Source organism: Streptomyces sp. NPDC090994 (assembly GCF_044768905.1).
Lineage (GTDB): Bacteria > Actinomycetota > Actinomycetes > Streptomycetales > Streptomycetaceae > Streptomyces.
In genome coordinates this window covers 276,995-301,086 of the sequence record NZ_JBIVWS010000004.1, presented here as the reverse complement: position 1 = coordinate 301,086, position 24,092 = coordinate 276,995, and the positions used below count along the sequence as shown (strand labels likewise).

At 73.5% G+C, this 24,092-nt stretch carries 19 protein-coding genes and 1 pseudogene; 11 read left to right on the top strand and 9 right to left on the bottom strand.

Going from position 1 to position 24,092, the window contains the following annotated elements:
• Positions 1-28 precede the first annotated feature (28 nt).
• Positions 29-1,630: a subtype B tannase gene (locus ACIQR3_RS11535; protein ID WP_403537796.1), complete on the bottom strand. Its 1,602-nt coding sequence runs from the start codon at positions 1,628-1,630 to the stop codon at positions 29-31.
• Between the two features lie 214 nt (positions 1,631-1,844).
• Between ACIQR3_RS11535 and ACIQR3_RS11530 the strand changes: the two are divergent.
• Positions 1,845-2,441, top strand: a pseudogene (locus ACIQR3_RS11530) (GNAT family N-acetyltransferase); the annotation flags it as partial.
• A gap of 190 nt (positions 2,442-2,631) precedes the next feature.
• On the opposite strand, the gene ACIQR3_RS11525 reads toward ACIQR3_RS11530, so the two are convergent.
• The 3 genes from ACIQR3_RS11525 to ACIQR3_RS11515 form a co-directional block, all read right to left on the bottom strand.
• Positions 2,632-3,297: a pyridoxal 5'-phosphate synthase gene (locus ACIQR3_RS11525; protein ID WP_403537387.1), complete on the bottom strand. Its 666-nt coding sequence runs from the start codon at positions 3,295-3,297 to the stop codon at positions 2,632-2,634.
• A gap of 7 nt (positions 3,298-3,304) precedes the next feature.
• A complete protein-coding gene (locus ACIQR3_RS11520) occupies positions 3,305-3,730 on the bottom strand; it encodes a pyridoxamine 5'-phosphate oxidase family protein (RefSeq protein WP_403537385.1) in 426 nt (141 codons plus the stop codon).
• A gap of 154 nt (positions 3,731-3,884) precedes the next feature.
• Complete coding sequence (locus ACIQR3_RS11515; RefSeq protein WP_403537795.1) at positions 3,885-4,520, bottom strand: TetR family transcriptional regulator; 636 nt, start codon at positions 4,518-4,520, stop codon at positions 3,885-3,887.
• A gap of 135 nt (positions 4,521-4,655) precedes the next feature.
• Here ACIQR3_RS11515 and ACIQR3_RS11510 point away from each other — a divergent pair, with 135 nt between their 5' ends.
• Together ACIQR3_RS11510 and ACIQR3_RS11505 are read left to right on the top strand one after the other, a co-directional pair.
• Positions 4,656-5,408 carry a VOC family protein gene (locus ACIQR3_RS11510; protein ID WP_403537384.1) on the top strand — a complete coding sequence of 251 codons (753 nt, stop codon included), beginning with the start codon at positions 4,656-4,658 and terminating at the stop codon, positions 5,406-5,408.
• A 182-nt stretch (positions 5,409-5,590) separates the two neighbouring features.
• Positions 5,591-8,053 (top strand): PQQ-binding-like beta-propeller repeat protein, encoded by a 2,463-nt coding sequence (locus ACIQR3_RS11505; RefSeq protein WP_403537382.1) that lies wholly within the window; start codon positions 5,591-5,593, stop codon positions 8,051-8,053.
• Between the two features lie 475 nt (positions 8,054-8,528).
• Here ACIQR3_RS11505 and ACIQR3_RS11500 read toward each other — a convergent pair whose 3' ends face one another.
• Entirely contained in the window at positions 8,529-8,711 is a 183-nt protein-coding gene (locus ACIQR3_RS11500; protein ID WP_403537380.1) for a hypothetical protein, read from the bottom strand.
• A 190-nt stretch (positions 8,712-8,901) separates the two neighbouring features.
• Positions 8,902-11,916, bottom strand: a complete 3,015-nt coding sequence (locus tag ACIQR3_RS11495) for an AfsR/SARP family transcriptional regulator (protein ID WP_403537379.1) — start codon at positions 11,914-11,916, stop codon at positions 8,902-8,904.
• Between the two features lie 250 nt (positions 11,917-12,166).
• Here ACIQR3_RS11495 and ACIQR3_RS11490 point away from each other — a divergent pair, with 250 nt between their 5' ends.
• Positions 12,167-13,006, top strand: coding sequence for an endonuclease/exonuclease/phosphatase family protein (locus tag ACIQR3_RS11490; protein WP_403537378.1), 840 nt, complete (start codon positions 12,167-12,169; stop codon positions 13,004-13,006).
• A 4-nt stretch (positions 13,007-13,010) separates the two neighbouring features.
• Here the strand turns inward: ACIQR3_RS11490 and ACIQR3_RS11485 are convergent, their stop codons facing one another.
• Positions 13,011-14,516: a CehA/McbA family metallohydrolase gene (locus tag ACIQR3_RS11485; RefSeq protein ID WP_403537377.1), complete on the bottom strand. Its 1,506-nt coding sequence runs from the start codon at positions 14,514-14,516 to the stop codon at positions 13,011-13,013.
• A 174-nt stretch (positions 14,517-14,690) separates the two neighbouring features.
• Between ACIQR3_RS11485 and ACIQR3_RS11480 the strand changes: the two genes are divergently transcribed.
• The 3 genes from ACIQR3_RS11480 (at position 14,691) to ACIQR3_RS11470 (ending at position 18,797) form a co-directional block, all read left to right on the top strand.
• The gene (locus tag ACIQR3_RS11480; RefSeq protein ID WP_403537375.1) at positions 14,691-15,521 is read left to right on the top strand and encodes an LLM class F420-dependent oxidoreductase; all 831 of its coding nucleotides are present in this window, start codon (positions 14,691-14,693) and stop codon (positions 15,519-15,521) included.
• A 31-nt stretch (positions 15,522-15,552) separates the two neighbouring features.
• Positions 15,553-18,111: a bifunctional FO biosynthesis protein CofGH gene (locus ACIQR3_RS11475; protein WP_403537373.1), complete on the top strand. Its 2,559-nt coding sequence runs from the start codon at positions 15,553-15,555 to the stop codon at positions 18,109-18,111.
• 119 nt (positions 18,112-18,230) lie between these two features.
• Positions 18,231-18,797, top strand: coding sequence for a hypothetical protein (locus ACIQR3_RS11470; RefSeq protein ID WP_403537371.1), 567 nt, complete (start codon positions 18,231-18,233; stop codon positions 18,795-18,797).
• On the opposite strand, the gene ACIQR3_RS11465 is transcribed toward ACIQR3_RS11470, so the two are convergent.
• A complete protein-coding gene (locus ACIQR3_RS11465) occupies positions 18,781-19,290 on the bottom strand; it encodes a DUF2165 domain-containing protein (RefSeq protein WP_403537369.1) in 510 nt (169 codons plus the stop codon). The two genes, ACIQR3_RS11470 and ACIQR3_RS11465, sit on opposite strands and share 17 nt — an antisense overlap.
• A gap of 162 nt (positions 19,291-19,452) precedes the next feature.
• On the opposite strand from ACIQR3_RS11465, the gene ACIQR3_RS11460 reads away from it, so the two are divergent.
• From ACIQR3_RS11460 to ACIQR3_RS11445, 4 genes are all read left to right on the top strand, one after another.
• The gene (locus tag ACIQR3_RS11460; protein ID WP_403537793.1) at positions 19,453-20,568 is read left to right on the top strand and encodes an ADP-ribosylglycohydrolase family protein; all 1,116 of its coding nucleotides are present in this window, start codon (positions 19,453-19,455) and stop codon (positions 20,566-20,568) included.
• Positions 20,569-20,695: 127 nt separating this feature from the next.
• On the top strand, positions 20,696-21,304 hold the full coding sequence (locus ACIQR3_RS11455) for a TM2 domain-containing protein (protein ID WP_403537368.1): 609 nt from the start codon (positions 20,696-20,698) through the stop codon (positions 21,302-21,304).
• A 1-nt stretch (position 21,305) separates the two neighbouring features.
• Entirely contained in the window at positions 21,306-21,695 is a 390-nt protein-coding gene (locus tag ACIQR3_RS11450) for a DUF2752 domain-containing protein (RefSeq protein WP_403537367.1), read from the top strand.
• A gap of 240 nt (positions 21,696-21,935) precedes the next feature.
• Complete coding sequence (locus ACIQR3_RS11445) at positions 21,936-22,199, top strand: TM2 domain-containing protein (protein ID WP_215173649.1); 264 nt, start codon at positions 21,936-21,938, stop codon at positions 22,197-22,199.
• A 106-nt stretch (positions 22,200-22,305) separates the two neighbouring features.
• Here ACIQR3_RS11445 and ACIQR3_RS11440 read toward each other — a convergent pair whose 3' ends face one another.
• The gene (locus ACIQR3_RS11440; RefSeq protein ID WP_403537365.1) at positions 22,306-23,889 is read right to left on the bottom strand and encodes a sodium:solute symporter family protein; all 1,584 of its coding nucleotides are present in this window, start codon (positions 23,887-23,889) and stop codon (positions 22,306-22,308) included.
• Between the last annotated feature and the right edge of the window lie 203 nt (positions 23,890-24,092).

The window sequence follows — 24,092 nt, the reverse complement described above, 5'->3', positions numbered from 1 at the left end:
GGCCCGGTCACGCACTGCCGGTCGCCGGTCAGGCCGCCTGGTACCCGGCCGTCCTGGCGATCCACGCGATGAAGTCGCCCGCGTCCTCGTTGGCGCCGTGGCCCGCGTCCCAGTAGTAGAGGTGGCTGACCTCGTCGCCCAACTGGTGCGCGGCGGCGGCCAGGTTGGCGGAGACGGTGTGCGAGGTGTCGGAGTCGGCCGCGCCGAGGCGGATCCACCAGTGCTTGGTGCGGCCGGCGTTGACCTTGTCGACCAGGTGGTACATCGGGTTCATCAGCCGCAGCTTCTCGGGGATGTCGCTCGCCAGGCGGGCGCTGCTCCCCTTGTCCTCGCGCAGGCTGTAGAGGGTGAAGTGGCGGTACTGCTCGGTGCCCTTGCCGAACAGGTTGTTGATGTCGCCGGACATCGTGTCCGAGGTGTCGGTGGGGAAGGCGAACAGGTCGAAGGCGGGGGCGTCCTTCTTCCGGGCGCCGACGTGGGTGAGGTAGTCGGCCCAGGTGAAGGTGGCGTTCTTCCCGTCCCAGGTGAGGAAGGTGTTCTTGGCCAGGTACGTCGTGCGGTCCGCGTCCGAGAGGGCCGCGAGGTACTTGGTGGCCGACGGCTGCATGTACGTCTTGAGCAGGTACTCGTCGTAGTTGCGGGCGTTGAGCGTGCCGAAGTTCCCCAGGCCGCGCAGTTTCAGGCCGGCCTGGTACTCGGCGAACTGCGACTTCAGCTCCTTGGAGACGGTCTGGTCGACCTGCTCGCCGGTGCTGAGCTTGTTGGTGCCCCAGTTCCACTCGTAGGCGCCGTCGGCGTGCTCCAGGTCGGTGATCGGGCACCAGGCGCCGGTCGCGAAGATCGCGTCGGAGGCGTCGGCGGCGCCGATCTCCTTCAGGTGCTCCTCGTAGAGCGGGCTGTCGCCGGAGGCGCCGAGCAGCGCGGACAGGGCGCCGCCGGCGCTGGTGCCGGTGGAGAAGATCCGGTCCACGTTGCCGGGGACCCGGCCCTTGTTGGCGCGCAGGTAGCGGACGGCGGCCTTCAGGTCGACGATGGCGGCGGGGGCGGTGCCGTAGTACTCGCCCGCGGAGTTCTTCAGGGTGCGGCCACGGGCGCCCGGCTCCACGACCACGTACCCGGCCGCCAGGCCCAGCTGCGGCAGGCTGACCATTTTGCCGCCGCTGAGCTGGGCGGAGCTGCCGGACTCGGTGCCCGTGGAGGAGGAGGCGGAGGCCGAGGGGGCGGCCGAGCCGCTCGGGGCGGCCCCGCCGCCGCCCATGCCGCCGCCGCCCACGCCGGTGGCCTCGGCGACCGACGAGGGCATGTAGCCGCCGACGGAGTTCGCGAAGAGGATCGGGGCGCCGGTCGCGTCGACGGTCTTGCCGTCGATCTTCACGGGCACGCTGATGTTCAGGCTCTGGTACGCCTCGTCGACCGGCTTGGCGACGTAGGTGATCGCCTTCCAGAAGCGGTACGTCACCTCGTGCTCGTCGCCGGCGGCGTCCGTGACGGTCGTCGTCAGCGTGGTGTAGGCGTCCTCGTCGAAGACCAGGGTGCCGGACGCGGAGGAGCCGCCCTTTTTGCCCTCGGCCTGCGCGCTGAGGGCGATGCCGCCCACCGCGGCGACGCCGGCGGTCGCGCCGATCCCCATCACGACGCTCCTGCGCTTGACTGCCCTGTGCTTCACGTTGACGCCCTCCTGGGTCTGTACGGGCTTGCGTCCGTGAACGTAAGTCAATTGCCGACAAGATTGCCAACAATCTGCGGGCGAACCGGCCGATTCACGGGGGACGCACAGTTTCACGGGTGACTCACAGCGGAACACGGAGCCGACCGCGTGGCCCGTACAGGTATTGAATGGCCGCATGTCCCGAACCAGTGATCGACCCCCTCTCCCTCGCCCCCGCGGCCACGGCCTGTGCCTGCGCTCCTGGGACCCCGAGTCCGGCGCCGACGCGGAAGCCTGGCTGCGCGGGCTGCTGGACCCCGACTTCCGGCGCTGGAACACCCCGCTGAAGCTCGTCACCGACCTCGACGGCGTCCGCGAGGCGCTGCGGGGCCGGGCGAAGGAGGAGGCGGAGGGCCGGTCCGTGTCGTTCCGGATCACCGACGAGGAGACCGGGGCGACACTGGGCCACATCGGCGTCAACGAGATCAGCCGGCCCCTGCGGCTGGCCCGCGTCGGCTACTGGGTCCTCCCCGAGGCCCGCGGCAAGGGCGTCGCCACCCGGGCCCTGCTGCTGGCCGCGGAGTACGCCTTCACCGGGCTGGGGCTGCACCGGCTGGAGCTGGGCCACGGCATGGGCCACGGAGCTTCCTGCCGGGTCGCCGAACGGTGCGGCTTCCGAGCCGAGGGGGTGCTGCGCGGGGCGATGTTCGAGGCGGACCGGCACGACGCGTTCCGCGACGTGCACCTGCACGCGCGGCTGGCGACGGACGAGCCGCCGCGGCCGCCGAAGGCACCGGAATCGCCGCAGTCGCCGCAGTCGCCGAAGGCACCGGAATCGTCGAAGCCGCCGCAGCCGCCGCAGCCGCCGAAGGCGCCGCAGGCACCGGAATCGTCGAAGTCGCCGCAGTCGCCGCAGGCACCGAAGGCACCGAAGGCACCGAAGGCACCGGAGTCGCCGGCGCCGCCGGAGGGGACCTGAGGCGTCAGGGCCACAGCAAGCCCCTGCTCCAGCCCTCCCCCGACCGCCGGTAGGCCAGCCGTACGTGGCGGCGGTGCGGGTCGCCCTGGAAGAACTCCACCTCGTCGGGGGCGAGGCGGTACAGGGTCCAGGTCGGTGCCGGGGCGTCCGGGTCCCGGCGGGCCCGGTCCCAGGCCGTCGCCGACGCCTGGGCCAGGGCGTCGAGCGAGGCCAGCGGCTCGCTCTGCCGGCCGGTGAGGGCGGCGGCCAGCGCCCCCGTCGAGCGGGCGCGCAGATCGGCCTGGGCCTGTTCGGGCGGCGCGGCGGTGACCGGGCCGCGCACCCGCACCTGGCGGCCGAGGACCGGCCAGTAGAAGGCGAGGGCCGCGTGCGGGCGGGCGGCGAGGTGGCCGCCCTTGCGGCTGCCGGAGTGCGTGGCGAAGGACCAGCCGCCGGCGTCCGCGCCGTGCAGCATCACGATCCGCACGTCCGGCCGGCCCGCCGCGTCCGCTGTCGCCAGCGACACGGTGTGCGGCTCGCGCTCCCCGGCCCCCACCGCCTCGGCGAACCAACGCGTGAACAGCGGCAGCGGCTCGGCGGGCGCGGCGTCCGGGTCGAACGGCGGCAGCTCGGTCACCGCCGGGTCCCAGACCCGCAGCGACCTCAGCAGCGCGTGCAGGTCGGTCTCCACCCGGCGCTCACACCGAGCCGAGATCGGACGACACCCACCGCTCGGGCCGCATGCGGACGATCAGCTGCTCCCCGTGGTCCGCCCAGGCGAACTCGACGTAGCCGTCGACCTTCTCGGCCGGCAGGTAGCGGGCCGCGACCTCCCGGAGCGCTTCGCGGGTGGCGGGTTCCGTCCCGACGACCGGCCCCTCCACCGAGACGTACCGGATGGTGGGTTCCACCCGGTCGACCATCAGCGAGAACCGCCCGGCCGCCTTGATCAGCTCGTACTTGCGTGACGTGGCCCCGGTCATGATCCATACGTCGCCGCCGGGCGCGTACTGGTACCAGATGGGCACGGTCAGCGGGGCCCGCCCCGCGCCCGCGTCGACCGCCAGCGCGGCGATGTGCGGTTCGGCCAGGAACTGTTCACGCTCGGCACGGGTCAGGGCCATGTCGGTCTCCTTCGACGAGGCGGGAGATGCCGCGTCCAGTCTGCCGGAAACGGCGAACGGCGGCCCACCGGAGTGGACCGCCGCCCGTCGGACAGGAACAGGTACAAGTACAGGTACATGAACAGGCACAGGCACAGGAACAAGTGAAGAAAGGTTACTTCGCCGGCTTCTTGCCGGTGATGCCCAGATGGACCAGCAGCGCCAGGCTCGGCTTCAGCTCCGCCTGCTTCACGCCCCAGGAGGAGACGCCCTTCTGGTGCGAGGCCACGGCCGCCAGCATCGCGACCAGGGAACCAGCGATCGCGGCCGGGTTCACGTCCTTGTCGACCTTGCCCTTGGCCTGCAACTCGGCGACGGACTCCGCCAGTGAGCCGTTCACCGAGCTGAGGATCCTCGTGCGCAGCTTGTTGAAGCGCTTGTCGCCCTCGGCGGCACCGAGGTCGACGACCCGGAGGATGGCGTCGTTCTTCCGCCAGAACTCCAGGAATCCGTCGACGAGTTCCTGCGCGGCCTGCCAGCCGGCCCGGCCCGTCCACGAGCGGCCCTCGACCAGCGAGGTCAAAGCGGCGGCGTCGGCGGCCGTTTGCTCGGCGATCTCCAGGACGGCGCCCTCGACGTCCGGAAAGTACTGGTAGAAGGTCGCGGGCGACGTGCCCGCCCTGCGGGCGACATCGATGACTTTGACGTCGCGGTACGGGGAGGAGCTGAGCATCTCGCTGAGGCAGTCGAGCAGCTTCTGCCGGGTCGCCTGCCCTCGCCGGCCGGCCACCCGCCCGTCGACGGTACGCACTTGTCCTGTCATGCCCGTCAGCTTACCGAGGGGTGATCAGGGCGCTATTCGGCCGACTGCAAATGGGGTGCGGGGGTGCCGGGGGTCAGGTGTGCCTGGTCTGCGCGGTGCGCGCGACGCGGTTACTTTGACGACATGGCCGAAAACAGGGCATCCGGGCACACCGGCGATCACACCGGGGAGTACACCGAGGGCACCCCCTGCTGGGTGGACGCCCAGCTCCCCGACGTGGCGGCGGGCAAGCGGTTCTACGGCGGGCTCTTCGGGTGGGAGTTCGCGGACGAAGGGGCGGCGGGCCGCCCGGTGCGGGCCCGGCTGCGCGGCGCCCCCGTCGCCGCGCTCACGCCCAAGACCGACGGCCGCATGCCCACCGTGTGGACGGTCCACTTCGCCACCGCCGACGTCCGTGCCCTGGCCCGCCGGATCGAGGCGGACGGCGGACAGCTCGTCACCCCGCCCCGCCCGGACGGCGACCTCGGCACCACCGCCCTGGCCGCCGATCCGCAGGGCGCCGTCTTCGGCCTCTGGCAGCCGGGCCGGCACACCGGTTTCGGCAGGCGGCACGAGCCGGGCACCTTCACTTGGGCCGAGCTGTACACCCGCGACACCGAGGCCGCCGACGCCTTCTACGGCGACCTGTTCCACGACGCCCTCTTCGGGCCCGGCGCCGAACCCGACTTCGGCCGGGCACCGCTGACCGGGGTCTTCCATGCCGAGATGCCCTCGCATTTCCTCGTCCACTTCCTCGTCGGCGACCGCGAGGCGGCGCTCGGTACGGTGGTCCGGCTCGGCGGACGGGTCCAGGTTCCGCCATTCGAGACGTCCTACGGCGGTGTCGCGGTGGTCACCGACGACCAGGGAGCCTCGTTCGCGCTGCTGCAACGCTGACCCGGCGGTGGGCTTTGCCCGGGATTGCCGTGAGACATCCCGATTGACCGGCGGTTCGCCACCAAGGCTTCGGACAGGAAGAATCGGGGTGCGTGCCGCCGCGGCGGTGTGGTGGTGAGACGCTGCACTTCGGTCGCGTACATATGTGGGTGGCGCGGCTCGTACGGGGAGGTGGCAGGCAAGTGGTGGATCAGCTGACGCAGCACGATCCGCGGCGGATCGGGCCGTTCGAGGTGCTGGGGCGGCTCGGGGCCGGCGGCATGGGGCTGGTCTATCTCGCGCGCTCGGCTTCGGGGCGGCGCGTGGCGATCAAGACCGTGCGGACGGAACTGGCCGAGGACCAGCTGTTCCGGGTCCGCTTCACCCGCGAGGTCGAGGCGGCCCGCGCGGTGTCCGGGTTCTACACGGCGGCCGTGGTCGACGCGGACCCGCGGGCCGCGGTGCCGTGGCTGGCGACCGCGTACGTGCCCGCGCCCTCGCTGGAAGAGATAGTGAACGAGTGCGGGCCGCTGCCGGCCCAGGCGGTGCGCTGGCTGGCGGCGGGGGTGGCCGAGGCGCTCCAGTCGATCCACGGCGCCGGGCTCGTCCACCGCGACCTCAAGCCCTCCAACGTCCTCGTCGTCGAGGACGGCCCCCGGGTGATCGACTTCGGGATCGCCTCCGGTGTCTCCAACACCCGGCTGACCATGACCAACGTCGCCGTCGGCACCCCCGCCTACATGTCCCCGGAGCAGGCCAAGGACTCGCGCAGCGTCACCGGCGCCAGTGACGTCTTCTCCCTCGGCTCCACCCTGGTCTTCGCCGCCACCGGGCACGCCCCCTTCCACGGCGCCAACCCGGTCGAGACGGTCTTCATGCTGCTGCGCGAGGGCCCCGACCTGGACGGGCTGCCCGAGGAACTGCGCCCGCTGATCGAGTCCTGCATGCAGATGGAGGCACACGGCCGCCCCAGCCCCGCCGACCTCCAGTCCCAGCTCGCCCCGCACCTGTTCGGCTCCGGCTCCGACGACAGCGGTACGGCGTCGGCGTGGCTGCCCGAGCGGGCGGTGAGCCTGATCGAGTCCCGCCGCGGCGGCCGGCCCGCGATCCGCCCCGCGGCCACGGCGGCGCGGCCCGCCCCCGCCGCCCGGGTCCCGGCCCCCGTCCCCGTCCCGCCCCCGCCCGCCCACGCCCCCGCCGTCCCCGGCCGGCCCGCGCCCGTCCCGGCCGTCCCCGCCCCCGCGGGCGCCCCCGACACCGGCCCGGTGCGGCTGGCCGGCGCGGCCGTGCCCATCGGCCCCGGCCCCCGGGTCGCCGACACCCGCGCCGCCGTGGTCAAGGCGCCGCCCCCGGAGGCCGCCCTGTCCGGCCACTGGGCCAAGCCCCGCTCCGGCGCGGGCGGCGCCGACCCCGCCGTACCCGCCGTGCCGCCCGCCCCGGCCGCGCTCCCCGGCGCACCGGCCGGGGCGCCGGGGAGCGCACCGCCCACCGCACCGCCCACCGCACCGCCCACCGCACCGCCCGACCCGGCGGCGTCCGGCTGGCGGCCCTGGCGGTTCCGGATGTCCAACGACGTCTGGGGCACCCCGTCCGTCGCCGGCGACCTGGTCTACGTCACCTCCTTCGAGGTGCACGCCCTGGACGTGGCCACCGGCCGCCGCCGCTTCAAGACCCGGGACGTGGCCTGGTCGAAGGCGGTCGCCGACGGCCGTATCCACGCCTCCGACGGACCCACCCTGTACGCCCTGGACGCCCGGGAGGGCGCCGACCTGTGGCGGCTCCAGACGGATGCCTGGGTGTACTCGCTCCAGGCCGAGCGGGGCATCGTCGTCACCGGCACCCGGGGCGGCGGCGTCCAGGCATGGGAGGCCGCCACCGGACGGAAACTGTGGGAGTCCGGCGGCTGCCAGACCGACTTCGAGTCCCCCGAGGCGGGCCCGGCCCTGCACGAGGGCACGGTCTACGTCTGGCAGAACGCCCGGCTGCGCGCCCTGGACGCCCGCACCGGCGACGAGCGCTGGTCGTACCCGATCGGCGACGCCGCCTCCTGCGGCGGGGTGCCGGTACGGGTGGGCCGGGCGCCGGACGGCTGCGTGTACGTCTGCGCCGGTACGCGGGTCCTGGCCCTGGACGCGGCGACCGGCCACGTCCGCTGGCACTTCGAGGCCCCGGCGGTCTTCCTCTCCCCGCCGGCCTTCGTGCCCGGCCCGGCCGTCACCGGCGGCGGTGTCTACCTCGCCGACTACCTCGGCACGGTGTACGCCCTGGACGCCGCCGACGGCCGCGACCGCTGGCGGATCGCGACCGAGGCCCGCAGCGCCACCGAGCCGGTGCTGGTCGCCGCGGGCCACGTCCACGTCGGCAGCGGCAAGGGCCTCTACACCCTGGACGCCGTCACCGGCACGCCCAAGTGGCGGTTCCAGGCGGGCGGCGACATCGTGGGCGCCCCGGCGGTGGCCGAGGGCCGTATCCACTTCGGCTCCACCGACCACCTCCTCTACACCCTGAAGGCCGACGACGGCCGGCTGCGCTGGAAGCTGGCGACCGGCGGCGAGATCACGGGTACGCCGGTGGTGCGGGACGGGATCGTCTACGCCTGCAGCAAGGACCGGTGCGTGTACGCGCTGGACGCGGAGAAGGGGACGGGGACGGCGCGGAGCGCGTAGGTGTCCGAGCACCTGAGCGCGGGGCCGCCGGTCGCCGGCGGCTGGGCCGGTACGTGGGCGGTGGCCGGGCGGGCGCGGGCGCGGGCGCGTGGCGGGTGTGGCGGGCGGGCGCGGGCGCGTGGTGGGTGTGGCGGGTCGCAGGGGGTGACGGCCGTCGGGCGCGGCGCCCCGTCGGCCGTGCGCGGGTCCTGACGGTCCGGCAGTTGCCCGCGGCTTGCGGCTTGCGGCTTGCGGCTTGCGGCTTGTGGCGCGCGGCGGCAGTGGCGGTGGTGCCCCGTGCGAGGGCGTGGCGGGGGTCGCACCCGCGCGGGCGGGTGGCCGTGTCACGCGCGAGGGCGTGGCGCTCGTGCCGTCTGCTACGGCGCGGCGGGCCGGGACGCGCGGCGGCCGCGGCGGCTCCCCCTCCGTGCCGCCGCGGCCGTTCCCCTGCGTGGGCCTGTGTCAGGTCCCAAGCGGGTTCCCGTGCGGGACCGCGTCAGACCTGCTCACCGGTGGCGTGGTTGTCCAGCGGCGCCACGGTGCCGCCCGTCGCGTGGTTGTCCAGCGCGACGGCCTCCCCGCCGGTGGCGTGGTTGTCCTGCGTGGTGGCCTCGGTCTCGACACCCGTGGCGTGGTTGTCGAGCGGCTTGACCACGAGGTCCTTCTCGGCATCGGCCATGACCTGAACTCCTGTCCATCGATCGGCGAAGCCCGTCCGGCGGCTCCCCCGAGACCACCGGACGGGCATGTCAGGGTCGTTCACCCTAGCGGCGTCGATCACCGCTGATCCGTCTGCCCCCCGACGCGACGGACCGACAACCCGAGGGTGCCGCCGGGCGATAAACGAACGATGAACGCCGCCTCGCCGCTCAGGCGACGGCGGCCGGGCTGAGCAGCAGGCGCACGTCGGCGGCCTCCGGTGAGCCCAGCCGGTCGAAGGTGGTGAGGGCCTCCTGCCAGCAGGCCCGGGCCCGGCCGGTCTGGCCGAGGGCGCCGAGCGCGCGGCCCAGCACGGTCAGCACGTTGCCGCGCCGCCACTCGCCGCCGATCCCGCGCAGCACGGCCAGCGCCTGCTCCGCCAGGGCGGCGGCGCCCGCCGGCTCCCGGCCCGCCAGCCGTGCCTCCGCCAGCCGGAACAGGGTCATGCCCTCCCAGAGCCGCTGCCGGCTGTCGCGGAAGACCTCCAGCGCCTCGTTCAGCCGCTCGACGGCGTCGTCCAGGCGGCCCTGCCCGGTGAGCGCCAGCCCCAGCGCGTAGCGGCCGTTGGCGCCGCGCAGGGCGTGCCCGAGCCGGTCGTAGATGGCGATGCCCCGCCGGGCCAGCTCCACCGCGCTGGTCACCTGTCCCATGGCCAGGTGGATGCGGGAGAGGTTGCACAGCGCGCTGGCCTCCCCGGCGAGGTTCTCGTCCGCGCGGAAACTCTCGATGGCCTGCCGCAGATACCCCTCGCCCTCGGCGTTGCGCCCCTCGTACAGCGCGATGATGCCCCGGTCGTTGGCGGCCCAGCAGTGCGGTGCCGGGTCCCCGGCGGTCCGGGCCAGCTCCATGGCCAGCCGGGCCTGCTCGTCCGCCTCGCGGAACCGGCCGGCCACCAGGTGGACGTTGGTCAGCGTGGTCAGCGCCCGGCTCAGCACACCGGGGTCGCCCGCCCGCTGCGCCGCGGCCCGCAGCGCCAGCGCGACGACCTCGTACTGCTTGGCGTTGGCGCCGGACTCGGCCAGGTCCTTGGCCGCCCACAGCAGGTCGACGGCGCGCGCCAGGGCGGGCCCCCGCGCGCTCTGCTGCACGCAGGCCAGCAGGACGTGCGCCTCGGCGTACAGCCAGTCCTGGGCCGCGTGCCGGTCGGGGAAGGCCAGCCCCGGGTAGGCGGTCGGAGCCAGGTGGTCCACCAGCCGGTCGCCGGGCCGCTCGATCGCGTAGACGCCGGCCGCCGTCGCCAGGTAGAAGTCCAGCAGCCGGGAGAGGGCCGCCGCCCGCTCGCCCGGCGTCCGCTCGTCGCGCTCGGCGCATGCACGCGCGTAGAGCCGCACCAGGTCGTGGTACCGGTAGCGGCCCGGCGCCGCCGACTCCAGCAGCGAGGTGTCGACGAGCGACTCCAGCAGGTCCTCGGTCTCCTCGGCGGGCAGGTCCAGTACGGCCGCCGCCGCAGCCAGGGAGATGTCCGGCCCGTCCGCCAGTCCCAGCAGCCGGAACGCCCGCGCCTGGGCGGGCTCCAGCTGGCCGTACCCCAGCTCGAAGGTGGCCTTCACGGCGAGGTCGCCGGCCCGCAGCTCGTCCAGCCGGCTGCGCTCGTCGGCGAGTTTGGCCGCCAGTACCGCGACCGCCCAGGTGCGGCGGGCGGCCAGCCGGGACGCGGCGACCCGGATCGCCAGCGGCAGGAAACCGCACGCCGCCACCACGTCCAGCGCGGCCTCGCGCTCCGCGGCCACCCGCTCCTCGCCCACGATCCGGGTGAACAGCGCCAGCGCCTCCTCCGGCGCCATGACGTCCAGGTCGACCAGGTGCGCCCCGGCCAGCCCCGCCAGCCGCACCCGGGACGTCACCAGCGCCGCGCAGCCCGCCCCGCCCGGCAGCAGCGGACGTACCTGGGCGGCGTCCCGGGCGTTGTCCAGCAGCACCAGCACCCGGCGGCCGTCCAGCACCGAGCGGTACAGCGCCGCCCGCTCCTGGAGCGAGTCGGGAATGGCCGAGTCCGCGGTGCCCAGCGCCCGCAGGAAGGCGCCCAGCACCGTCTCCGGCTCGGCCGGCCGCGCCCCGGTGCCCTGGAGGTCGACGTACAACTGCCCGTCGGGGAAGGCGGACCGGGCCTGGTGCGCCACGTGCACCGCCAGCGTGGTCTTGCCGACGCCGCCGATCCCGGCGACGGCCGACAGCGCCATCACCCGGCTCCCGTCCCCGGACGCCGCGCCCAGCACCTCGCTCAGTTCCCGTACGAAGGCGGCCCGGCCGGTGAAGTCCGGCACCGTCGCCGGGAGCTGGGCCGGGCGGACGGGGGCCGGCGCGGGCCGCTCGACCGGTCCGGGCACCTCCGCCAGGTCCGGGTCGGCCCGCAGGACCCGCCGCTGGAGTTCCTGGAGCTCCGGGCACGGGTCGACGCCCAGCTCCTCCGCCAGCAGGCGGCGGGTGTCGGCGTAGACCGCGAGCGCCTCGGCCTGCCGCCCGCTGCGGTACAGCGCCAGCATCAGCAGCTCGCGCAGCCGCTCGCGCAGCGGGTGGGCGGCGGTCAGCGCGGTCAGCTCCGAGACGGCCTCCGCGTGACAGCCCTGCTCCAGGTCCATGTCCAGCCGCGTCTCCAGGAGTTGCAGCCGCCACTCCTCCAGCCGGACCCGCTGCGCCCGCGCGTGCGGGCCCGGTACGCCGGCCAGCGCCTCGCCGTCCCACAGCGCCAGCGCGCGCCGGAGCGCCTCCCGGGCGTGGCCCAGGTCGCCGGCGCCGCGCGCCTTCTCCGCCTCGGTCGCCAGGTCCCGCGCCGCGGAGAGGTCCAGCGCCCCGTCGTCCGGGCCGCGTACGGCGTACCCGCCCGACTCGCTGACCAGCACTCCGGCGCCGAGGACCTTGCGCAGCCGGGACGCGTACGTGCGCAGCGCCGCCAGCGCCCGGGGCGGCGGCTGCTCGCCCCACAGGGCGTCGATCAGCTCCGCCGCCGTCGCCGTACGGCCCTCGCGCAGCAGCAGGGCGGCGAGCAGGGCGCGTTGCTGGGGCGAACCGGTGGCCAGCGGTTCGTCACCACGCCAGGCGCGCACCGGACCGAGCACACCGAACCGCAGGGCGGCCGTCTCCGCCGGGGCGGCCGTCTCCGCCGGGTCAGCCGTCTCCGCCGGGGCGGCCGTCTCCGCCGGGGAAACCGACCGCCGCTGCCCCGGCACTCGCGGCACACCGTCCATCCAGTCCCCCTAGGTATCCCGAGCGATCCCGTCAGTCTGCCCTGTCCGTACCGTCCCCGTCAGCCGGGGGACGCGCGGATCACCGACGGCGCCCCACCACGGCACCGAGCCCTCACACGGTCTCCCCAATCGGCCCATGGGACAACGCTGACTGACGGGGCGTCCGTTCCCGGTGCGTCGCCCGGTCGTCATGTTCGCCGGACAGCCTCAGCGGGAAAGCGAGGATGTGCGAGAGACGGGTGATGCGGTCGTGCGGGTCGTGACCTGGAATCTGTGGTGGCGGTTCGGGCCCTGGGCGGAACGGCAGAAGGCGGTCCTCGCCGTGCTGCGGGAGCTGCGCCCCGACGCGGTGGGCCTCCAGGAGGTGTGGGCGGCGGACGACGGCGGCAACCTCGCCGAGTGGCTCGCCGGGGAACTCGGCCTGCACTGGGCCTGGGCGGCCTACGGCGCGCCCGAGCGCTGGCAGCGGCGGATCGGCGACGACCGGGTCGTCATCGGCGCCGCGGTGCTCAGCCGCTGGCCCGTGCTGGAGCAGGCGGCGCTGCGGCTGCCGGCGCCCGCCGCGCTCGACGACGGGCGGATCGCGCTGCGCACCACCCTGGACGCCCCCGGCCACCCGGTCCCGTTCTGCACCGTCCACCTGACCTCGGCGCCGCACGCCTCGGCCGTACGCCGGAGTCAGGTCACCGCCCTCATGGACTTCGTCGACCGGACCGTCGACCGGACCGTCGACCGGACCGTTGGCCGGAACGCCGACCGGCCCCGGCGCGGCAGCGCCTACCCGCCCGTCCTCACCGGGGACTTCAACGCGGGCCCCGGCACCGACGAGGTCCGCCTCCTGACCGCCCGCGGATTCACGGACGCCTGGGACCTGGCCGACCCGGCCGCCCCGTCCGCCACCCTGGACCCCGCCAACCCGCACATCACCGGCGACGGCCCGCCCCAGCGCGTCGACTACGTCCGCCCCGGCCCGCCCGGCCCCGGCGGACTGGGCCGGGTCCGGGCGGTACGGCGCGCGGGCGACGCCCCGGTGGACGGCGTGTGGCCCTCGGACCACTTCGCGGTCGTGGCGGACCTGGAGGGGCCCTGAAGGGCTAACCCCGCCCGAGGAAAATCGGGTTGGTGAAGGCGGCCAGCGCCCCCGGCAACGCCCCCGCCGCCACCTCGTGCCGCACCTCGGCCCGCACGTACGCCGCGTACGAGGCGGTCGTCCGCCACTCCACGACCCCCTCGCCCGACACCGGCAGCGGACCGCTGGTGTGCAGCACCCCCTGGTCGGTGACGAACCGGACGGTGCAGCGCGGGGCGCCGCTCACCTCCAGACGGACGGTGACCGGGGTGTCGTCGGCCACCGACAGCCGCTCCCCGATCCCGGCGTGCTCCCCGCGCCCGCCGGACGCGGTGAACGCCAGCGTGACCTTCGCGGACTCGGCGACGTAGGACCGCCCCGCGCGGAGGCCCTCCTGGATCGCGCGCCGGGTGAGGTCGTCGGCGAGGACGACGGTCTGCGGCGTACCGACCGGGTCCGGGTCGCGGTGCGCGTCACTGCTGCCCATCGCCGGGATCCAGCCCCGCCCGTCCCGCACGGACGCGACCAGCATGCCGTCCCAGTCGGCCAGCGCCACCTCGTCCTCGGGCGAGTACGACCCGTTCCACACCTCGACCGCGTCCGCCTCGTCGAAGCCGAACTTCCAGTTGCAGCCGATGCAGGTGGCGTGCGGATGGGCCGGCACCACCAGGCCCCCGGCCCGCCGGATCTGCCGGGCGAACCGCCCGAACCGGTTGTCGCGGGCCCGGTACCGCCAGTCCACGAACGTCCCCGGGTCGGTGCCGACCGCGACCACGTGCCCGTTCCGCGTCGTCACCTCTTCCCCCACCATCACCAGCAGGTCGTCGCCGGCCACGTCCGCCCAGTGGGCGTGCGCGGAGTGCGTGTTGTGCTCGGAGGAGTTGATGAAGTCGAGGCCCGCCGCCCGCGCCAGCGCCGCGATCTCCGCCGGGGTGCGGCGCCCGTCGGAGTACCAGGAGTGCAGATGGCAGTCCCCCCGGTACCAGGCCCGCCCCCGCCCCTTCGCCCGCTCCGGCGGATACACCGGCCGCACGGCCTCGCCGGGCTCCCCGTGCGTCAGCGTCACCGTGATCTCGTACGACAGCCCCTGCGGGGCCACCGTGTACGGGCCGAGCGCGATGTGCCACGTCCCCGCCCGCACCGGCCCCGGGATGTATCCCGGGGTCGCCTCGTCCGCCCGGACGAAGAACTCCGTGCGCGCCCCGCCCGACCAGCCCCGGAAACCCCGGCCGCCCAGCCCGGTGCCGCGCTCGTCGAAGAGGCCGATGTCGAGCGCGTTGCCCGCGGTGCCGGACGGCACGGCGGGCTTGTCGTAGGAGTAGGAGACCCGGAACTCCCGCACTCCCGCCGGAACTTCGACGGGTACGTACACGAAGTCCGGTGACCCGGTGGGCAGGGTGCCGCGGATCGTCCGGCTCTGCCGGCCGTCGGCCGCCGACGCGAAGCTCACGGTCGTGAGCGTAAGGGCGGCGGCGGCGCCCGTCACGAACACGGCGCGTCTGCCGATGCCGTCCTTGATGTCCTCGCACATGCTGCTGCTCCCAGGGTGGTCCGACCGTCAGGGGTGGTGCGGGAAGTGACGCCTGCCACGCTCGTATCAACCCATGAACTGCGGGACACGGGAAGGCGGTCGGCAGCTGAATCAACGGAACAGTGCCGACCGGTCGGTATGGACAGGTGGCCCGGCCCCCGGTACAGATGGTCCATGCGCATCGCCGTGACGATCTTCCTCACCGACGAGACCATCACCCCCGTCCGGCTCGCCCGGGAGCTGGAACAGCGCGGGTTCGCCGGCCTCTACCTCCCCGAGCACACCCACATCCCCGTCGAGCGGGCCACGCCCTACCCGGCCGGCGGCGACCTGCCCCGCGAGTACGGCCGTACCCTCGACCCCTTCGTCGCGCTCGGCCAGGCCGCCGCCGTCACCGACCGCCTCGGCCTGGGCACCGGCATCACCCTCGTCGCCCAGCACGATCCGATCGGCCTGGCCAAGCAGGCCGCGACCCTCGACCACCTCAGCGGCGGCCGGTTCACCCTGGGCGTGGGCTTCGGCTGGAACGTGGAGGAGGCGGCCGACCACGGTGTCCCGTGGGCCGCCCGCCGGGCCCTGGTCCGGGACCGGATGGCGGTGATGCGGGCGCTGTGGAACGAGGAACCCACGGCGTACGAGGGCGAGTTCGCGAGCGTGCGGGCCAGCCACGCCCACCCCAAGCCCGTACAGAAGCCGGGGCCCCGCACCCTCGTCGGCGGCGCGGCGGGCCCTCGCCTCTTCACCGACATCTGCGCGTACGCCGACGGCTGGCTCCCCATCGGCGGGCGCGGCCTGACGGAGTCCCTGCCGGCCCTGCGCGCCGAGTGGGCGAAGGCGGGCCGCGACCCCGAGGCCCTGACGGTCGTCCCGTACGCGGTCCGCCCGACCCCGGGCAAGCTGTCCCACTACGCGGACCTGGGCATCGAGGAGGCCGTCCTCCAGCTCCCGCCGGCGGGGGAGGCGGACGTCCTGCGGACACTGGACGCATACGCGCAGTACGTCTAGGGCCTGTCGAAGGCGCACGTACCCTCGAAGGATGCCTACCGAGAACTCCCTGCGCCGAGCCCTCAAGCGCGCCCGGGACGGCGTCGCCCTGGACGTCTCCGAGGCCGCCGTCCTCCTCCAGGCCCGCGGCGAGCACCTCGCCGACCTCACCGCCTCCGCCGCCCGGGTCCGCGACGCGGGCCTGGCCGCGGCCGGACGCCCCGGCGTCATCACGTACTCGAAGAGCGTCTTCATCCCCCTCACCCGCCTGTGCCGGGACAAGTGCCACTACTGCACCTTCGTCACCGTCCCCGGCAAGCTCCGCCGCGACGGCCACGGCATGTTCATGTCCCCGGACGAGGTGCTGGACATCGCCCGCAAGGGCGCCGCCCTCGGCTGCAAGGAAGCCCTCATCACCCTCGGCGACAAGCCCGAGGACCGCTGGCCCGAGGCCCGCGAGTGGCTCGACGCGCACGGCTACGACGACACGATCGCCTACGTCCGCGCCATCTCGATCCGTGTCCTGGAGGAGACGGGCCTCCTCCCGCACCTCAACCCGGGCGTCATGACCTGGACCGACTTCCAGCGCCTCAAGCCCGTCGCTCCCTCGATGGGCATGATGCTGGAGACCACCGCGACCCGCCTCTGGTCGGAGCCGGGCGGCCCCCACCACGGCTCCCCGGACAAGGAACCGGCCGTCCGGCTGCGCGTCCTGGAGGACGCCGGCCGCTCCTCCGTCCCCTTCACCTCCGGCCTGCTCATCGGCATCGGCGAGACCTACGAGGAGCGCGCCGAGTCCCTCTTCGCCCTCCGCAAGGTCGCGCGCGCCTACCACGGCATCCAGGAACTGATCATCCAGAACTTCCGCGCCAAGCCGGACACCGCGATGCGCGGCATGCCCGACGCGGAACTCGACGAACTGGTCGCCACCGTGGCCGTCGCCCGGCACATCATGGGCCCGAGCGCCTGCCTCCAGGCACCCCCCAACCTCGTCGACGCCGAGTACGAACGGCTCATCGGCGCCGGCATCGACGACTGGGGCGGCGTCTCCCCGCTCACCATCGACCACGTCAATCCCGAACGCCCCTGGCCGCGGATCGAGGAGTTGGCGGAGAAGTCCCGCACCGCCGGTTTCGAGCTGAGGGAACGTCTCTGCGTCTACCCGGAGTTCGTCCGGCGCGGCGAACCCTGGCTCGACCCGCGCCTGCTCCCGCACGTCCGCGCCCTGGCCGACCCGGAGACCGGACTCGCCCGCCCGGACGCCACCGTCGAGGGCCGGCCCTGGCAGGAACCGGACGAGGTCTTCCAGCCCTCCGGCCGCACCGACCTGCACCGCACCATCGACACCGAGGGCCGCACCGCCGACCGCCGCGACGACTTCGACGAGGTCTACGGCGACTGGTCCGCCCTGCGCGAGGCCGCCGCCCCCGGCATGGCCCCCGAACGCATCGACACCGACGTCCGCGCCGCCCTCGCCACCGCCGCCGACGACCCCACCAGGCTCACCGACGACGAGGCCCTCGCCCTCCTCCACGCCGACGGCCCGGCCCTGGACGCCCTCGCCCGCATCGCGGACGACGTGCGCAGGTCGGCGGTCGGCGACGACGTGACCTACATCGTCACCCGCAACATCAACTTCACCAACGTCTGCTACACCGGCTGCCGTTTCTGCGCCTTCGCGCAGCGCCGCACCGACGCCGACGCGTACACCCTCTCCCTGGACCAGGTCGCCGACCGCGCCCAGCAGGCGTGGGAGGTCGGCGCGGTCGAGGTCTGCATGCAGGGCGGCATCCACCCCGACCTGCCCGGCACCGCGTACTTCGACATCGCGCGGGCGGTGAAGGAACGCGTCCCCGGCATGCACGTGCACGCCTTCTCCCCGATGGAGGTCGTCAACGGCGCCACCCGCACCGGCCTGTCCCTCCGCGAGTGGCTCACCGCGGCCAAGGAAGCCGGCCTGGACTCCATCCCCGGCACCGCCGCCGAGATCCTCGACGACGAGGTCCGCTGGATCCTCACCAAGGGCAAACTCCCCGCGGCCACCTGGATCGAGGTCATCGAAACCGCCCACGACCTGGGCATCCGCTCGTCCTCGACGATGATGTACGGCCACGTCGACCAGCCCCGCCACTGGCTCGGCCACCTGCGCACCCTGGCCGGCATCCAGCAGCGCACCGGCGGCTTCACGGAGTTCGTCACCCTCCCCTTCATCCACACCAACGCGCCCGTCTACCTGGCCGGCATCTCCCGCCCCGGCCCGTCCCTGCGCGACAACCGCGCGGTCACCGCGATGGCCCGCCTGCTCCTGCACCCGCACATCCCGAACATCCAGACCAGCTGGGTCAAACTGGGCACGGAAGGCGCGGCGGAGATGCTCCGCTCCGGCGCGAACGACCTCGGCGGCACCCTCATGGAGGAGACCATCTCCCGCATGGCGGGCTCCTCCTACGGTTCGTACAAGTCGGTCAAGGACCTGATCGCGGTCGCCGACGCGGCGGGCCGCCCGGCCAGGCCCCGCACCACGCTCTACGGCGAGGTCCCGGAGGAGCGGCGTCGGGCGGCGGCGGCGTCGGACGGACACCTGCCGGAGCTGTTGCCGCTGCTGGACTGAGACCGGCAGGGGACCGGGGCGGTGCCGCGCCCACCGTTCACCCGTTCACAGTACGATGATCCGACCCTGATGTATGGGGGATCTAGGACCTGATCCTGTAGCTGAGGAGATGCCTGCCCGTGCCTGCCCGACTGCCTTCGTGGGCGTGGGTCACCGGTCTGACCGCGGGCGCGGTCGTGGCGGTGGCCGCCCTGGCCGTACAGGCGGACAGCGGGCCGCACCCGACCGCCACCACGGCGGCCGCCCGGCCCACCGCCTCGGCCTCGGCGTCCGCCGAGCCCTCCCCCGAGGAGTCGGCGCCGCCCGCCGTGCCGGACGGCTCCGGCACCGGGCGGCGCATCGTCTACGCACTCGGCGACAAGCGGGTCTGGCTGGTCGACGCCAGCGACGCCACCCGGCGCACCTTCACCGTCTGGCCCGGCACGGTCAGCCCCGATCCGGGCAGCTACACCATCGGCAGCCGGACCGAGGCGACGACCGGTTCCGACGGGGTCGAGGTCGAGAACATCGTCTACTTCGCCCTCGCGGACGGCATATCCGTCGGCTTCTCCAACGCCGTCGACGGCTCCTCGCCCCCGCCGGCCGCCTCCGGTGCCAAGACCGGAGGCGTACGGCTGCACAAGGCGGACGGCGACGCGCTGTGGAAGTTCGGCACGAAGGGGACGACGGTCACCGTGGTGAAGTGACCCCGTTCTCGTTCCCCGCGAAGTGGTCGACGAGCAGCACGATCCCGCTGAGCAGGAAGACCCGGGTCGCCGCGTCCAGCCCGTTCCAGTCCCCGGACTGCCACATGGCGAACCACTCGCCGCCGATGCCGATGAACCCGGCCCCGAAGAGCAGCATCACCATCAGCAGCCCGTGGACGGAGAATCTCCGCGCCCGTACGTGATCGCGCCGCGCCCACAGCCAGGTCCCGTAGACCAGTACGAGGGCGGCGGCCGTCTCCCAGACGATGATCAGTACGTACGCGGTGTCCTGTATCCACCGCGTGGTGATCGCCCGCCACATCAGGTCCTCGTCCTTGAACGTGGTGTCCATCGCCAGCACGTGCCGGACGAACTGCTGATTGGTGCCGAAGTCGGTGATGTTGCCGAAGGCGACAAGTGCCATGTAGAGGGCGACGGTTCCGGTGAGGACGGTCGCGGCGAGCGGCAGCGTGCGTGAGGTGGTGGTTGTCATGTCACCACCCTGCCCCACTCGCCCTCGCGGAAGCGCCGGACGACGACGGAACGCTCGGTCGCTGCCCGTGAACACCTCTCCACGTTTCCCACCCTGAACCCCGTCTCCGTTCGATTACAGTGCTGGGCGTCGTACGTACAGACGATGACCGGGGAGGCCTGGGTGGGCGCGACGACCGGTGCCGTCTGGGGGCGTGTCGAGCAGCAGGACTTCCGGAGCCGGGTGCGCGGCGCCCTGCTCGGCACCGCCGTGGGGGACGCGCTGGGCGCACCCGTCGACGGGATGGGGCTGGCGGAGATCCGGGAGACGTACGGCGCCGAAGGGCTCGGGGACCTCGCCGCCGCCTACGGCCGACGCGGTGCCGTCACGCACCTCACCCAGCTCACCCTGTTCTCCGTCGACGGGCTGATCCGGGCCCAGGTCCGCCGGGACACCGGCGCCTGGCACCCGCCGACCGACCTGCACCGCGCGTACCGCCGCTGGCTCGCCACCCAGCGCGACTGGGGACCGGACGAGCGCCGCAAGGAGGACGGCTGGCTGGCACGCGAGGAGTGGCTGTACGCCCGGCGGGACCCGCCCCGGTCGCTGCTGCTCGGGTTCGGCGACACGACGATGGGCACGCCGGACGCGCCGAAGAACCCCGCCGAGCGCGGCGCCGAGGCCGCCGCCCGCTCCGCGCCGTTCGGGCTGCTGGTCGGCTGGGAGCCGCAACTCGTCCTCCAACTCGCCGTGGAGTGCGCCGCGCAGACCCACGGCCACCCCACGGGCCGTCTGGCGGCGGGCGCGTACGCCGTGGTCGTGCACGGGGTGACCCGGGGCGACAGCCTGGACGGCGCCGTACAGCGCGCGCTCGCGTTGCTCGCAGCCCGGCCCGGCCACCCGCCCGTGTCGGACGCGTTGCAGCACGCGCTCGGCGCGGTGCGCCAGGGGCTGCCGACCCCCGCGCGGGTGACCGAACTGAGCGGTGCGGGCACGGCGGAGGGGGTGGTGGCCGCCGCCGTCTACTGCGCGCTGGTGGGCGAGGACGTCCGGCACGGACTGCGGCTCGCCGTCAACCACGGAGGTTCGTCGGCGGCCACGGGCGCCCTCGCCGGCGGTCTGCTGGGCGCGCTGCACGGCGAGACGGCGCTCCCGCCGGCCTGGCTGGCCGAACTGGAGGGACGCCCCACGATCCTCGAACTGGCCGACGACTTCGCCATGGAGATGACCCAGGGACCGGCCCTGCACGGCCCGGCGGGCTCCGCCCCGGGCTGGCTGGCCCGTTACCCGAGGGCCTGACCGGTCCGGCCCGGCTTTCCAGGGGGCCGTTCACTCCTGCAAGATGACTGCGGTCATCACATTGATCACATCGTCACACGCACGATGTCCACCACACTCACGGATCGCCCCGGGGGAGAGCACCACCATGTCCGAACAGCCCCAGCAGCCGCCCCAGCCGCAGCAACCACCCCAGCCGCCTCAGCCGCCGCAGCAGCCGCAACCACCGCAGCAGCCGCAGCAGCCCGGCTACGGGTACCCGGGGCCGGGGGCGTACCCGGGCGATCCGCAGGCGGGACCGCAGGGCGCTCCGCAGGGCGGCCCCTACCAGGGCCACCAGCAGCAGCCCGGTTACCAGCAGCCCGGTTACCAGCAGGCCGGTCACCAGCAGGCCGGCTACGCCCAGCAGGGCTACCCGCAGGGCGGCTACCCGCCCCCGCCGGGCGGCGGCTACCCCGGTTACCCCGGCCCCGGCTATCCCGGTCAGCCCGGTTACACCGGCGACCCCAACGCCCCGTACGGGTACGACCAGTTCGGCCGTCCCTACTCCGAGAAGTCGAAGATCATCGCCGGTGTGCTCCAGCTCATGCTCGGCACCCTCGGCGTCGGCCGCTTCTACATCGGCCACGTCGGCCTGGGGCTCGCCCAGCTCTTCACCTGCGGCGGCCTCGGCATCTGGGCGCTGATCGACGGCATCATCATGCTGACCAGCGACAACACCACCGACTCCAACGGCCGGGTCCTGCGCGGTGGCTGACGTGGTGCGCCGGAACGCCGCCCTCGCCCCCCTCGCCGTCCTGGCGGCGGGGGCGGCCGGTGCCGCGTACCTCTACACCACCAACCCGCACGAGCCGGGCCACCTCCTGCCGCAGTGCCCGTTCCGCCTCGTCACCGGCTTGCTCTGCCCCGCCTGCGGCGGCACCCGCATGGTGTACGACCTGATGCACGGCCACTTCGCGGCGGCCTGGGCGGACAACAGGCTCCTGCTGCTCGCCTCGCCCTTCGCCCTGGCGTTGCTGGGCCGTTGGGCCTGGGAGGGGCTGCGGGGCCGGCGCTGGCAGCCCCGGACCGGCCGGCCGGCCCAGGCGCTGATCCTGACCGTCGCCGTCGCCTGGACGGTCGTACGCAACGTCGTTCAGCCCGGGTAGGCGTCGGCATCGACGTTGGTCACAGAACCAAAACGATAGTCCTACCCCACTCCCGCCGACCTCATGCGTCTCCCTATGCTCACGGCTCACAGGGGGGACGGCCGGTGCGGCGGGAACGCGCGCACGGGCGTGATCGGAACACGGCTGCGGATGCGACGACTCGCTCGCGTACCGGCGTGCCTCCTGGGCGCCGGAACACCCCGTTCCGGTGTCTCGTGGAAACCTCAGGAGCAGCAACTCATGACCGTCCCCACCCCCGAGGCTCCCTACGGTGTCGACCCCAAGGGGCGCCCGTACTCGGACAAGTCCAAGATCGTGGCGGGCCTCCTCCAGATCTTCCTCGGCGGCCTCGGCATCGGCCGTTTCTACGTCGGCTCGGTCGGCGTGGGCGTCGCCCAGCTGCTCACCTGCGGTGGCCTCGGCATCTGGGCGCTGATCGACGGAATCCTCTTCCTGACGAGCAGCGACCGCACCGACAAGCAGGGCCGCGTGCTGCGCGGCTGAGCACGGCGACAGCGTCAGGGCGAGGGCCCCGCTTCCGTCTCGGAAGCGGGGCCCTCGCCCTGTGCGGACCGGTCCCTGTGCGGACCGGTCCCTGTACGCGGCCGGATCAGTCCTTGATACGGGGCCGGGACCCGAGGGCGTCGTCCACCCCGCCCGCCGGGGCCGGCACGGCCGCCGCCGCTCCGGCGGACCCGTCCCCGTCGGTGTTCACGGTCTCGATGATCGCGAGCCGTTCCGGGGTGTCCTCCGGCTTGAGGAAGCCGATCAGGACGTACAGCACCAGGGAGACGGCCAGCGGGATGGACACCTGGTACTGGAGCGGTACGCCACCCTCCACGTTCCAGTTGATCGGGTAGTTGACCAGCCAGAACGCCAGCAGACCGAGCCCCCAGCTGGTGAGCGCCGCCGTCGGGCCCGAGCGGCGGAAGGGCCGCAGCAGACCGAGCATCATCGGGATGGCGATCGGGCCCATGAGCCCGGCCACCCACTTGATCACGACGGTGATGATGTCCTTGAAGGTGGGGGAGTTGACCTGGGTGGCCACCGCCATGGACAGGGCGAGGAAGACGACGGTCGTCACCCGGGCGGCCAGCAGCCCGGACCGCTGGTTCCACCCCCGTGCCCGGGCCGACAGCACCGGCGCCACGTCCCGGGTGAAGACGGCGGCGATGGCGTTGGCGTCCGAGGAGCACATGGCCATGGTGTGCGAGAAGAAGCCGACGATGACCAGGCCGAGCAGACCGTGCGGGAGGAGCTGTTCGGTCATCAGGGCGTAGGAGTCGGAGCCGTCCGGTTTCTGCGACTCGACCAGCAGCGGCGACATCCACATCGGGAAGAACAGCACCAGCGGCCACACCAGCCACAGGATCGCGGACAGCCGCGCCGACCGCTCCGCCTCGTGGGCGTCACGGGTCGCCATGTAGCGCTGCGCCTGGTTGAGCATGCCGCCGTTGTACTCGAAGAGCTTGATGAAGAGGAAGGCGAGGAGGAAGACCGTCCCGTACGGGCCGACCAGCGGTTTCTCGTGGCCCTGGAGGGCGGGCTCGTCCCAGACGCCGAAGAAGCCGCCGTGGTCGCCGAGTTCCATGACGACCGCCACGAACATCGCGACGCCGGCCAGCAACTGGATGATGAACTGGCCCAGTTCGGTCAGCGCGTCGGCCCACAGGCCGCCGATCGTGCAGTAGATGCCGGTGATCACACCCGTGATCAGGATGCCCTGGTTGAGGGAGATGCCGGTGAAGACCGAGAGCAGCGTGGCGATGGCCGCCCACTTCGCGCCGACGTCCACGATCTTCAGCAGCATGCCGGACCAGGCCAGGGCCTGCTGGGTCGGCAGGTTGTACCGGTTCTTCAGGTACTCCAGCGGGGAGGCCACATGGAGCCGGGAGCGGAGCCGGTTGATCCGGGGCGCGAACAGCTTCGACCCGATGGCGATGCCGAGCGCGATGGGGAAGGACCAGGTCACGAAGGACGTGACCCCGTAGGTGTAGGCGATGCCCGCGTAGCCGGTGAACATCACCGCGCTGTAGCCCGACATGTGGTGGGAGATGCCGGAGAGCCACCAGGGCATCTTGCCGCCCGCCGTGAAGAAGTCGCTGACGCTGTCCACGCGCTTGTGCGACCAGACGCCGATGGCGACCATCACGGCGAAGTAGCCGATGAGCACGGCCCAGTCGAGACCGTTCATGTCCCCCCTTCCAGGGTGGTTGTTCCGCATGGTGAACGGCCCGCTCATCGTGAGTGCGGTGCGGTGGGCATGACAAGGAAGCGAAGAGTCAAGAGGAGGTAAAAAGGTTCGGCTTGATGACCCGCGTTCATTGATGTGAACCATGGGTCGGGTTGCGGGCGGGAAGCCCGTCACCGGAGCGCCGGCGGCGGGCCGGACCGGCG

What these genes read in the sequence shown, in the direction of transcription:
- ACIQR3_RS11535 (WP_403537796.1), bottom strand. Translation starts at nt 1,630, where the DNA reads ATGGGGATCGGCGCGACCGCCGGCGTCGCCGCGGTGGGCGGCATCGCC.
- ACIQR3_RS11520 (WP_403537385.1), bottom strand. Translation starts at nt 3,730, where the DNA reads ATGGCCCTGACCCGTGCCGAGCGTGAACAGTTCCTGGCCGAACCGCAC.
- ACIQR3_RS11510 (WP_403537384.1), top strand. Translation starts at nt 4,656, where the DNA reads ATGGCCGAAAACAGGGCATCCGGGCACACCGGCGATCACACCGGGGAG.
- ACIQR3_RS11500 (WP_403537380.1), bottom strand. Translation starts at nt 8,711, where the DNA reads ATGGCCGATGCCGAGAAGGACCTCGTGGTCAAGCCGCTCGACAACCAC.
- ACIQR3_RS11495 (WP_403537379.1), bottom strand. Translation starts at nt 11,916, where the DNA reads ATGGACGGTGTGCCGCGAGTGCCGGGGCAGCGGCGGTCGGTTTCCCCG.
- ACIQR3_RS11485 (WP_403537377.1), bottom strand. Translation starts at nt 14,516, where the DNA reads ATGTGCGAGGACATCAAGGACGGCATCGGCAGACGCGCCGTGTTCGTG.
- ACIQR3_RS11480 (WP_403537375.1), top strand. Translation starts at nt 14,691, where the DNA reads ATGCGCATCGCCGTGACGATCTTCCTCACCGACGAGACCATCACCCCC.
- ACIQR3_RS11475 (WP_403537373.1), top strand. Translation starts at nt 15,553, where the DNA reads ATGCCTACCGAGAACTCCCTGCGCCGAGCCCTCAAGCGCGCCCGGGAC.
- ACIQR3_RS11465 (WP_403537369.1), bottom strand. Translation starts at nt 19,290, where the DNA reads ATGACAACCACCACCTCACGCACGCTGCCGCTCGCCGCGACCGTCCTC.
- ACIQR3_RS11455 (WP_403537368.1), top strand. Translation starts at nt 20,696, where the DNA reads ATGTCCGAACAGCCCCAGCAGCCGCCCCAGCCGCAGCAACCACCCCAG.
- ACIQR3_RS11445 (WP_215173649.1), top strand. Translation starts at nt 21,936, where the DNA reads ATGACCGTCCCCACCCCCGAGGCTCCCTACGGTGTCGACCCCAAGGGG.
- ACIQR3_RS11440 (WP_403537365.1), bottom strand. Translation starts at nt 23,889, where the DNA reads ATGAACGGTCTCGACTGGGCCGTGCTCATCGGCTACTTCGCCGTGATG.